The organism is Cupriavidus sp. WS (assembly GCF_000395345.1).
GTDB classification, from domain to species: Bacteria; Pseudomonadota; Gammaproteobacteria; order Burkholderiales; family Burkholderiaceae; genus Cupriavidus; species Cupriavidus basilensis_B.
The window spans coordinates 1-10,218 of the sequence record NZ_AQPL01000387.1; the positions used below are offsets into that span (position 1 = coordinate 1).

Annotated in this window: 11 protein-coding genes; 3 read left to right on the forward strand and 8 right to left on the reverse strand. The window is 70.1% G+C overall.

The genetic code is table 11. From position 1 onward, the window contains the following. Positions 1-50: 50 nt before the first annotated feature. Positions 51-734: a 7-cyano-7-deazaguanine synthase QueC gene (queC, locus tag K206_RS0127600; protein WP_020205607.1), complete on the reverse strand. Its 684-nt coding sequence runs from the start codon at positions 732-734 to the stop codon at positions 51-53. 108 nt (positions 735-842) lie between these two features. After that, positions 843-1,721: a LysR family transcriptional regulator gene (locus K206_RS0127605; protein ID WP_020205608.1), complete on the reverse strand. Its 879-nt coding sequence runs from the start codon at positions 1,719-1,721 to the stop codon at positions 843-845. Between the two features lie 221 nt (positions 1,722-1,942). Between K206_RS0127605 and leuC the strand changes: the two genes are divergently transcribed. The 3 genes from leuC to K206_RS0127620 all read left to right on the forward strand — a co-directional run bounded on the left by leuC (position 1,943) and on the right by K206_RS0127620 (position 5,435). Continuing rightward, a complete protein-coding gene (gene leuC, locus K206_RS0127610; protein ID WP_020423942.1) occupies positions 1,943-3,355 on the forward strand; it encodes a 3-isopropylmalate dehydratase large subunit in 1,413 nt (470 codons plus the stop codon). A 13-nt stretch (positions 3,356-3,368) separates the two neighbouring features. Further along, the gene (leuD, locus tag K206_RS0127615) at positions 3,369-4,025 is read left to right on the forward strand and encodes a 3-isopropylmalate dehydratase small subunit (protein ID WP_020205610.1); all 657 of its coding nucleotides are present in this window, start codon (positions 3,369-3,371) and stop codon (positions 4,023-4,025) included. Between the two features lie 63 nt (positions 4,026-4,088). Beyond that, positions 4,089-5,435 carry an MFS transporter gene (locus K206_RS0127620; protein WP_020205611.1) on the forward strand — a complete coding sequence of 449 codons (1,347 nt, stop codon included), beginning with the start codon at positions 4,089-4,091 and terminating at the stop codon, positions 5,433-5,435. Between the two features lie 91 nt (positions 5,436-5,526). Here K206_RS0127620 and ybgF read toward each other — a convergent pair whose 3' ends face one another. From ybgF to K206_RS0127650, 6 genes are all read right to left on the reverse strand, one after another. After that, positions 5,527-6,285 carry a tol-pal system protein YbgF gene (gene ybgF / locus K206_RS0127625; protein WP_029044162.1) on the reverse strand — a complete coding sequence of 253 codons (759 nt, stop codon included), beginning with the start codon at positions 6,283-6,285 and terminating at the stop codon, positions 5,527-5,529. 18 nt (positions 6,286-6,303) lie between these two features. Further along, a complete protein-coding gene (gene pal, locus K206_RS0127630) occupies positions 6,304-6,816 on the reverse strand; it encodes a peptidoglycan-associated lipoprotein Pal (protein ID WP_029044163.1) in 513 nt (170 codons plus the stop codon). A 16-nt stretch (positions 6,817-6,832) separates the two neighbouring features. Then, positions 6,833-8,128 (reverse strand): Tol-Pal system beta propeller repeat protein TolB, encoded by a 1,296-nt coding sequence (tolB, locus tag K206_RS0127635; protein ID WP_052166008.1) that lies wholly within the window; start codon positions 8,126-8,128, stop codon positions 6,833-6,835. 134 nt (positions 8,129-8,262) lie between these two features. After that, positions 8,263-9,405 (reverse strand): cell envelope integrity protein TolA, encoded by a 1,143-nt coding sequence (gene tolA / locus K206_RS0127640; RefSeq protein ID WP_020205615.1) that lies wholly within the window; start codon positions 9,403-9,405, stop codon positions 8,263-8,265. 30 nt (positions 9,406-9,435) lie between these two features. Continuing rightward, positions 9,436-9,873: a protein TolR gene (gene tolR / locus K206_RS0127645; protein ID WP_020205616.1), complete on the reverse strand. Its 438-nt coding sequence runs from the start codon at positions 9,871-9,873 to the stop codon at positions 9,436-9,438. 58 nt (positions 9,874-9,931) lie between these two features. Continuing rightward, positions 9,932-10,218 (reverse strand): MotA/TolQ/ExbB proton channel family protein (locus tag K206_RS0127650; RefSeq protein ID WP_020205617.1); only part of this gene is annotated, 287 nt, incomplete at its 5' end.

Below are 10,218 nucleotides of genomic sequence, written 5' to 3' on the forward strand. Positions count from 1 at the left end.
CGCGACGGCGCGGCCCTGCCGGCCGCCTTCGGGCCGCCTTTAGGTCGCCTTCAGGCCGCGCCCTGGTAGCGGGTCGGATCGGGCACGCCGGCGGCCTCGAAGCCGGCGCGGCGGATGCGGCAGGAATCGCACACGCCGCAGGCGCGGCCGTCGTCGTCGGCCTGGTAGCACGACACGGTCATGCCGTAGTCCACGCCGAGCCGGACGCCGGCGCGGATGATCTCGCCCTTGGTCATGTCGATGATGGGCGCGTGCACGCGGATGCGCTCGCCTTCCACGCCGGCCTTGGTGGCGAGGTTGGCCAGCGTCTCGTAGGCCGAGACGTACTCGGGGCGGCAGTCCGGGTAGCCGGAGTAGTCGACCGCGTTGGCACCGAAGAACAGGTCGCGCCCGCCCACGGCCTCGGCCCAGCCCAGCGCGAGCGACAGCATGATGGTGTTGCGCGCCGGCACGTAGGTGACAGGGATGCCGCCCACGGCGCCGTCGGTGGGCACGTCGAGGCTGTCGTCGGTCAGCGCCGAGCCGCCGAAGCGGCGCAGGTCCAGGTCGATGATCTCGTGGCGCGCGGCGCCGAGCGCGGCGGCCACGCGCCTGGCCGCGTCCAGCTCGGAGGAGTGGCGCTGGCCGTAGCGCATCGACAGGGCATAGGTCTCGAAGCCCTGTGCGTTGGCCATGGCCAGGACGGTGGCGGAGTCCAGGCCGCCGGAGAGCAGGACGATAGCGCGTTTTTTCATGATGGCGGGGGGCGCGGCGCCTGGCGGCGGCGCGCGGAAAATCGGGGCGAATCCTGCATTTTAGCGCGAGCATGGCGGAAGACCGCCGATGCGGGCAGGCGGCGCGCGTCAGGGCGAGGCCAGCTGCCCGATCAGCAGCCTGGCCGCCGCCGGCAGCTCGTCGAAGTCGCGGAACACGATCTTCAGCTCGCGCTCGGCCCAGGGCTCGTCCAGCGCGACCTTCACCAGCCCCGGCATGCGCTCCGGGATGCCGACCTCGGGCAGCAGCCCGATGCCCAGGCCGACCGCCACCATGTTGCGCACCGCCTCGAAATTGGTCACCTGGATGCGCAGCTTCAGGCGCCGGCCGCAGGCGGAGGCGGCGCGCTGGCACAGCGTGTGGATCGACGCGCCGTCCTGCATGCCGACGAAGTCCTCGTCCAGCACTTCCTCGAAGCGCAGGCTCGCGCGGCCGGCGTAGCGGTGGTGCTCGGGCACGATGAAGAACAGCCGGTCGACGCGGTACGGCAGCGTCGACAGGCGCTCCGGCGGCGTGGTCAGCGCGCAGATGCCGAAGTCCACCGTGCCGCTTTCCACCATGCGCACGATCACGTCGCTGGTCTTCTCGATCAGGTCGATCTTGATGGCGCTGTTGGCCGATAGGAAGCGGTGCAGCGCCTGCGGCAGGTGGTGCACCATCGCCTTGAAATTGACCGACATGCGCACGTGGCCGCGCACGCCCTTGGTGTATTCGTCGAGCTCGCCCTCGGCCTGCTGGAACTGCTCGAAGATGCGCCGCGCGTGGCGGTACAGCGTCTGGCCGGCCGGCGTGGGCCGCACGCCGCGGCTGTGGCGCTCGAACAGCGGCGTGCCGGCGTCGCTTTCCAGGTCGGAGATGCGGCGGCTGACCGCCGAGGCGACGATGTGGGTGGCCTGGGCCGCGGCCGCGATGCTGCCCTGCTCCACCACCGCGGCGAAGACCCGCAGGGATTCGACGTCGAAGCGCATGGGATCCTCCGTGGCGGATGCGGGCCAGCCATCTCATGCCGCGATGGCTGAATTGTCGAAAAAGAAATAGCGGCGCGCCGGCGCGGACGCTAGCATGCCCTCCTCGACCGCCGCACGAAGCCTGCCTGCGCTGGGCCCGTGCCATGTCGGGCGACCTGGCCGCAGATCCTAGCACAGGCCTGCGGGGCTGCGTCCGCCCAATGCTCACTTGCCGATCCGCGATGCCTCAGACCTTGTTCGAAAAACTCTGGCGCCGCCATGCCGTCCGCGAAAACGACGACGGCACCACGCTGCTCTACATCGACCGCCATCTCGTCAACGAAGTCACCAGCCCGCAGGCCTTCGACGGGCTGCGCCTGGCCGGGCGCGCGCCGCACCGCCCGGCGTCGGTGCTGGCCATGTCGGACCACAACGTGCCGACCACGGACCGCAGCCAGGGCATCGCCGCCATCGCCGACCCCGTGGCGCGCGCGCAGGTGCTGGCGCTGCAGGCCAATTGCCGCGCGTTCGGCCTGACCGAATACCCGCTCAACGACGCCCGCCAGGGCATCCTGCACGTGGTCGCGCCCGAGCAGGGCATGACGCTGCCCGGCACCACGCTGATCTGCGGCGATTCGCACACCAGCACGCACGGCGCCTTCGCGGTGCTGGCCTTCGGCGTCGGCACCTCCGACATCGAGCACGTGCTGGCCACGCAGTGCCTGCGCCTGCCGCGCATGAAGACCATGCGCGTGGCGATCGAGGGCGAACTCGGCGCCGGCGTCACCGCCAAGGATGCCGCGCTGGCCTTCATCGGCCGCTTCGGCACCGACTTCGGCACCGGCTACGCGCTGGAATTCTGCGGCAGCGCGGTGCGGGCGATGAGCATGGAAGCCCGCATGACGCTGTGCAACCTGACCATCGAGGCCGGCGCGCGCTGCGGCATGGTGGCCGTCGACGACACCACGCTGCAATACCTGCGCGGGCGCCCGCACGCGCCCAGGGGCGCGCAGTGGGACGCGGCCGAGGCCTACTGGCGCACGCTCGCCAGCGACCCCGGCGCGGCCTTCGACCGCGAGGTGACGCTCGACGCGGCCGGGATCCGGCCCCAGGTCACGTGGGGCACCACGCCCGGCATGACCTGCGCGGTCGATGGCGCGGTGCCCGACCCCGAGCGCGAGGCCGATCCGGTGCGGCGCGCCGGCCTGCGCAACGCGCTGGCCTACATGGACCTGGCGCCCGGCACGGCGATCCGCGACATCGCGCTGGACAAGGTGTTCATCGGCTCGTGCACCAACGCGCGCATCGAGGACCTGCGCGCCGCGGCCCAGGTGGTGCGCGGCCGCAAGGTGGCCGCGCGCATCGTGCAGGCGCTGGTGGTGCCGGGCTCGGGGCTGGTCAAGTGCCAGGCCGAGCAGGAGGGGCTCGACGCGGTGTTCCGCGCCGCCGGCTTCGAGTGGCGCGAGCCGGGCTGCTCGATGTGCCTGGGCATGAACGCAGACCGCCTCAGCCCCGGCGAGCGCTGCGCCTCGACCTCGAACCGCAATTTCGAAGGCCGCCAGGGACGCGGCGGCCGCACCCATCTGGTCAGCCCGGCGATGGCCGCGGCCGCCGCCATCGCCGGCCATTTCGTCGACGTTTCCACTTTCCGCTAGGCCCGCCGCACCCATGCAGCCCTTCACCTTCCTCGACGCGCTCGTCGTCCCCGTGGACCGCCCCAGCGTCGACACCGACGCGATCCTGCCCAAGCAGTACATGAAAATGATCGGGCGCACCGGCTTCGGGCCGTACCTGTTCGACGAATGGCGCTACCTCGACGCAGCCGAGCCCGGCGACGACTGCGCGCGGCGCCGCCCGGTGCCCGGCTTCGCGCTGAACCAGCCGCGCTACCAGGGCGCCGGCATCCTGCTGGGGCGCGCCAACTTCGGCTGCGGGTCCAGCCGCGAGCACGCGGTGTGGGCGCTGGCCGAATGGGGCATCCGCGCGCTGGTGGCGCCGAGCTTCGCCGAGATCTTCCGCGGCAACTGCCTCAAGAACGGGCTGCTGCCGATCGTGCTGCCCGAGGCGGCGGTGGACGCGCTGTTCGCCGCCGTGCAGGCGCGCCCCGGCTACCGCCTCGCCATCGACCTGCCGTCGCAGGCCGTGCGCGAACCGGACGGCACCGCGCATGCGTTCGACATCAACCCGTTCAACAAGGCCATGCTGCTCGACGGCCTGGACGAGATCGGCGACACCCTGCGCCACGCCGCCGCGATCGGGAGCTTCGAGCGCGAGCGGCTGGCGCTGGAGCCGTGGCTCGCGGGCGGCGCCGGCGCGCCGCCCTGAAGCATCCCGTCCCCGAGACATCCCACTTCGACATCCAAACTACAACGATTGCAGGAGATCCCCATGCAGACCGACACCACCCTCACCGCGCCGCGCGTCTCGTGGCGCGCCAACCTCACGGCCAAGCACTGGCGCACGCTCAACGGCGCCTTCATGGGCTGGATCTTCGACGGCTACGAGGCGCTGGCGCTGATCGTGATCCTGCCCTCGCTGATGCAGTCGGTGCTCACGCCCGAGCAACTGGGCTCGCGCTCCATCTACAGCGGCGTGGTCATCGGCATCACGCTGCTGGGCTGGGGCATCGGCGGGCTGATCGGCGGCACCATGGCGGACTACGTCGGCCGCAAGCGCATGATGATGTGGTCGGTCTTCCTGTACGCGGTGCTGACCGGCTTCACCGCGCTGGTCCAGGACGTCTGGCAACTAAGCGCGCTGCGCTTCGTGACGGGCCTGGCGATGGGCAGCGAATGGAGCACCGGCATCGCGCTGGTGGCCGAGACCTGGCCGCGCGAGGCGCGCTCCAAGGGCGCGGGCTTCCTGCAGTCGGGCTTCGGCTGGGGCACGCTGATCGCCGCGGTGATCTGGTACTTCCTGGGCGAGTTCAACCCGTTCGGCGCCGACAACTGGCGCGTGATGTTCGTGGTCGGCGCGCTGCCGGCGTTCTTCGTGCTCTACATGCGCCGCGGCGTGGACGAGTCGGAGAAGTGGATCGAGGCCGTGCGCAACAAGCGCTGGGGCGCCACCGAGGGCAGCGCCGCGCAGGCCGGCGACGCGGGCAAGCGCCCCTTCACGCTGACCCAGATCTTCCGCGAGCCCGAAGCCGCGCGCCGCATCGCGCTGACCACGGCGCTGTCGATCGTCACCATCGTCGGCTGGTGGGCCGTCTCGAGCTGGCTGCCGGTCTACACCGGGGCGCTGGCCGCCGCCGCCCACGTCGAGAACCCGCAGCGCTGGATCTCCTCGGTCAACATCACCTACACCATCGGCGCGATCGTGGCCTACGTGGCCTCGGGCTTCCTCATCGACGCGATGGGCCGGCGCTGGTTCCTGTTCCTCACGTTCGCCGGCTCGCTGCTGACCACGGTCATGGCCTACGCCTGGGTCGGCACCGTGCAGCAGATGCAGATCGTCGCGCCCATCAACGGCTTCTTCACGCTGGGCTGCGCGTTCGCCTGGCTGGCGATCTACCCGGCCGAGCTGTTCACCGCCTCGGTGCGCTCCACCTCGGTCAGCTTCGTGTTCAACTCGGCGCGCCTGATCGCGTGGTTCTTCCCGATCCTGTCGGGCACGCTGATCAAGTCGTTCGGCGGCGTGGCGCAGGCCGCGCTGATCTTCGGCTCGGTCTACGTGCTGGGCATGGTGCTGCCCTGGTTCCTGCCGGAAACCAAGGGCCAGGACCTGCCGGAATAAGCTCGGCGCCCGCGCGCGCGAGGCGTGCCGCGGGCAAAAGAAAAAGGCCGCCAGTGTCGCCACTGGCGGCCTTTCGTCGTTCCGCGCCCGCTTACTTCAGCGTCTTGAGCCGGTTGCTGGCCGCCTGCGCGCCCTCGGTGCCGGGGTATTTCGACACCACCTGCTCCAGGGTCTTGCGGGCCGCGGCCTTCTGGCCGGACTCGAGCTGGTTGTTGGCGATGGCGATCAGCGCATCGGGCACCTTGGGGTGGTCCGGGTACGCCTGCACCATGTTCTGCAGCACCGTGGTGGAGCCACGGTAGTCGCGCTGCGCGTACAGCGAGTTGCCGAGCCAGAACTGCGCCAGCGGCACGTACGGGCTCTGCGGGTACTTCTTGATGAAGCCCGAGAAGACGCCGCCGGCGCCCTTGAAGTCGCCGGTCTGGAACTGCTTGAGCGCGGCGTCGTACTCGGTCTTCTCGCCAGGCTGCGACAAGCCCTCGCGGCCGTCCACGGTGACCTGCTGCGGCTCGAATTTCTTCAGGCGCGCATCGAGGTCGGCGTAGTAGTCCTTCTGCTGCTTCTGCAGCGTGGCCACCTCGTTCTGCAGCATCTCGTTCTGGCCGCGCAGCCGCGCCACTTCCTGGCGCAGGCCTTCGAGCTGGTTCTGCATGTCCAGCTGGGCGCGGCTGTTCTGGTCGATGCGCTGCGATGCGGTTGCCTGGAAGCCGTTGAACTGATCGCGCATGGTGACGATGGCGCGGCGCGCCTCGTCATCGTCGAATACGCCGGCCCGTGCCTGCGCGACCGGCAGCAGGCCGGCGCAGGACATCGCAGTGAGCAATACCAGTTTGGAGACGCGTGCGTTCATGAGGTGCCTGTGCGCAGATTAGTACGTGATGTCCGCGCGGCGGTTCTCCGCCCAGGCGGCTTCGTCATGGCCGGTGGCCTTGGGCTTTTCCTTGCCCAGGCTGACGGCTTCCATCTGGGTGTCGGGCACGCCCAGCGAGGACAGCGAGCGGCGCACGGCCTCGGCGCGCTTCTGGCCCAGCGCCAGGTTGTACTCGCTGGTGCCGCGTTCGTCGGTGTTGCCCTGGATCAGGATGCGGCGGCCCTTGTTGCTGGCCAGGTACTTGGCGTGCTCCGACAGCAGGCCCTGGTAGTCCGACTTGACGCTGTAGCTGTCGAAGTCGAAGTACACGCTGCGCTTGGCCAGCGGGCTGTTCGGGTCGTTGAGCGGATCGCGCGAGACGTCCACCGGCGCCACGGCGCGGGCGTCCGTCGCCGTGCCGCCCTTGCCGGCGCCGGCGTTGGCGGTGTCGTCCAGCTTGACGCCGGAGCTGCAGGCGCCGAGCGCCAGCAGGGCGGCGACGGCAAGGGTCTTGGTCATCATTTGGGTCATGGCTTGATACTCCTCGTTATTGCATGAATGGACCCCAGGACGGCTCGCGAACCTCGCCGGACTGGAGGGACAGAACCTGCCGGGTGCGCCCGTCAGTGGATACCGCCGCCAGCACCGAGCGACCTCCCACCCGGGTGGCGTAAAGAATGTACTTGCCGTTGGCGGCGAAGCTGGGGGCCTCGTCGTTGGCGGTGTCGGTCAGCGCGGTGACGTCGCCGCTGCCCAGATCCATCAGTTGCAGCTTGAAGCCGCCGCTGCGGGTGATGTAGGCCAGCTGCTTGCCGTCCGGCGAGATGCGCGGGCTGACGTTGTAGCTGCCCTTGAAGGTCACGCGCTGGGCCGCGCCGGCGTCCTCGCCGCCCGCGGGCATGCGGTAGATCTGCGGCGCGCCGCCGCGGTCGCTGGTGAAATAGATGCCGCGGCCGTCCGGCGCGTACTGCGGTTCGGTGTCGATGGCGCTGCTGCGGGTCAGGCGCTTGAGGCCGGAGCCGTCGGCGTTGACCTGGTAGATCTGGGTATTGCCGTCGCGCGACAGCGCCACCGCCAGGCGCTGGCCGTCGGGCGACCACGACGGCGCGCTGTTGTTGCCCTTCTGGTTGGACACCAGCGTGCGGCGCCCGGAGGCCAGGTCATGCACGTAGACCACCGGCTTCCTGGCCTCGAACGAGACGTAGGCGACCTTGGTGCCGTCCGGCGACCACGACGGCGAGATGATCGGCTCGTTGCTGGTCAGCGCGACCTGCGAGTTCTGGCCGTCCGAATCCGAGATCAGCAGCTGGTAGCGCCCGCCCACGCGCGCCACGTAGGACAGGCGCGTGGCGAACACGCCGCGCTCGCCGAGCAGCTTCTCGTAGATGTAGTCGGCGATCTTGTGGGCGGTGACGCGCAGCTGGCCGGCGCTGACCGTGAAGGCCAGGCCGCCGAGGCTCTGCCCCTTCTGCGTGTCGTAGAGGCGGAAGCGCACGTCGTACTGGCCGTTGCCGGCCGGGGTCACGCTGCCGGCCACGAAGGCGTCGGCGCCGCGCGACTTCCAGCTGCCCAGGTCAACGCTGGCCGATTCGGCCACGGTGGCGCCGGCCACGTCGACGTTGCGAAAACGGCCGCTGCGCTGCAGGTCGCTGCGGATGATCGCGGTCAGGTTCTGCGGGGCCTGCGCCTCGCCCTGGAAATTGGCGGTGGCAATCGGGAACTGGGTAGGGCCCACGCCGGTGACTTCGACCGTGAATTGCGCCTGCGCGCCGGTTGCCAGCAGCAACAGGCCGCCAAGGAGGAATCCCTTTATCCAGGCTATGTTCCGTTTGCAGAATCGCATGTGGTTTCCTAACGGTTTCCTAACAGATGGGTTGACTCGCCGTCCTTGCCGGACATGAGCGGCAAGGACGGCTAGATAGTAGCTGCATCGTCGCCGGGCTTCCGCTCACTATGCATATTGTTACGTTCGCGCCGTCAGTTGGCATGCGGGCGCAGCCGGATGTCGAAACTCGGGGGTGCCTTGCCATTCTCATCCTTGGGCAGCGGGTCCGAATTCTGCACCGCCCGCAGCGCCGCCTCGTCCCACGCCGCGTTGCCGCTCGAGGTCTTGACCCGGGCGGAAAGCAGCGCGCCGTCCGGCGCCAGCCTGACCGCGATCACGGCCGCCAGGCTGGCCGGGAAGTCCTCCGAATACTTGACGTTGGGCTGCACGCGGCGCTGCACGCGGTCCGAATAGCCCGGCGAAGCCTTGCCGCCGCTGCCGGCGCCGCTGCCCGCGCTGCTGCCGACACCGCCGGCCCCGCCCGGCGCCGCCGCGCCGCCGGCCAGCGCCTGCAGGCGCGCCAGTTCGGCGTGGCGCTGGGCGCCGGCCGCGGCATTCGCGCGGGCCTTGGCATCGGCGTCCGCCTTGGCCTTCGCGGAAGCGGCGGCCTTGGCGTCCGCGCTGGCCTTGGCCTTGGCGTCGGCCTCCGCGCGCGCCTTGGCGTCGGCGGCGTCGGCGCGGGCCTTCGCATCGGCACGGGCCTTGGCGTCGGCGCGCGCCTTGGCATCGGCTTCCTTGCGGTCGCGCTCGGCCTGCTCCTTGCGCTGCTGTTCCTGCTGGGCGGCGAGCTTGCGCGCGTCTTCCTTGCGCTGGGCTTCCTTGCGCAAGTCCTCCTTGCGCTGGTCCTCGCGACGTTGATCTTCGCGGCGCTGGTCTTCCTTGCGCTGCGCTTCCTTGCGGGCTTCTTCCTGGCGCTCGGCTTCCTGGCGCGCGCGCAGGTCGGCCTGCCGGCGCGCTTCCTCGCGGGCGGCGGCCTCGGCCTGGCGGCGTTTCTGCTGCTCGAGCGCGATGTCGGCCTCTTCCTCGGCGCGCGACCGGACCGCGGGCGCGGGCGGCACCGGGCGCGGCTGCGCGACCGGCTCGGGCGGCGGCGCGGGCCGGGGCGGCGGCGCCACGGCGGTATCGGGGATCTCGTCCCAGAGCTCGGCCTCGGCGCCGACCGGCGTGCTGCTCTGCCAGTGCACGCCGTAGTACAGCACGATGCCCAGCAGCACATGCATGAAGAGCGCGAGCAGGAAGGAACGCAGGGTTCCCCGCTCCTTGACCGGCTGATAAGGATAGGCGGCGGTCTTCATCTCGCGCGGCGATGCCTGTTGAATGTCGGGTTACTTTGACTTGACCATGAGGCCGACGCGCTTGACGCCGTCGCCCTTGAGCACCGACATGACGTCGAGCACGGATTCGTACTTGACCGCGCGGTCGGCGGCGATCACCACGGGCTGGTCCGGGTTCTCTTCCTGGCGCTGGTGCACGAACGCCAGCAGGCCGTCCTTGTCGACCTTGCGGTCGAAGGCGTTGCCGGCATTGTCCTTGCCGCGCGCGGTCAGCTGGCCGTCCTCGTGCACGGTCACGACGATGGGCGGCGCCTTCTGCTGCGGCGTGGCGTTGGCCACGGTGGGCAGGTCGACCACCGCCGGATTCACGATCGGTGCCGCCACCATGAAGATGACGAGCAGCACCAGCATCACGTCGATATAGGGCACGACGTTGATCTCGGCACTGGCCCGGCGGCGCGAGCCGCCGCGGCGCTGTATCGCTGCCATATGCGGGTTTCTCCTTGACCTTGGCTACGTATCCGTGTGTCTTGCGCGAACCGTGGCGTCAGCGGGTCTGGCGTTGCAGGATGTTCAGGAACTCTTCCATGAAGCTCTCGAAGCGGATGGCCAGCCGGTCGATCTCGGTGGCGTAGCGGTTGTACGCGATCACGGCCGGAATGGCCGCGAACAGGCCGATGGCGGTGGCGACCAGCGCCTCGGCGATCCCGGGGGCCACCGATGCCAGCGTCGCCTGCTGCACATTCGACAGGCCGCGGAATGCGTTCATGATCCCCCACACGGTGCCGAACAGGCCGATGTACGGGCTGACCGAACCGACCGAGGCCAGGAACG

Coding starts and splice junctions, on each gene's coding strand:
- queC (WP_020205607.1), bottom strand. CDS start 734: ATGAAAAAACGCGCTATCGTCCTGCTCTCCGGCGGCCTGGACTCCGCC.
- K206_RS0127605 (WP_020205608.1), bottom strand. CDS start 1,721: ATGCGCTTCGACGTCGAATCCCTGCGGGTCTTCGCCGCGGTGGTGGAG.
- leuC (WP_020423942.1), top strand. CDS start 1,943: ATGCCTCAGACCTTGTTCGAAAAACTCTGGCGCCGCCATGCCGTCCGC.
- leuD (WP_020205610.1), top strand. CDS start 3,369: ATGCAGCCCTTCACCTTCCTCGACGCGCTCGTCGTCCCCGTGGACCGC.
- K206_RS0127620 (WP_020205611.1), top strand. CDS start 4,089: ATGCAGACCGACACCACCCTCACCGCGCCGCGCGTCTCGTGGCGCGCC.
- ybgF (WP_029044162.1), bottom strand. CDS start 6,285: ATGAACGCACGCGTCTCCAAACTGGTATTGCTCACTGCGATGTCCTGC.
- pal (WP_029044163.1), bottom strand. CDS start 6,816: ATGACCCAAATGATGACCAAGACCCTTGCCGTCGCCGCCCTGCTGGCG.
- tolB (WP_052166008.1), bottom strand. CDS start 8,128: ATGCGATTCTGCAAACGGAACATAGCCTGGATAAAGGGATTCCTCCTT.
- tolA (WP_020205615.1), bottom strand. CDS start 9,405: ATGAAGACCGCCGCCTATCCTTATCAGCCGGTCAAGGAGCGGGGAACC.
- tolR (WP_020205616.1), bottom strand. CDS start 9,873: ATGGCAGCGATACAGCGCCGCGGCGGCTCGCGCCGCCGGGCCAGTGCC.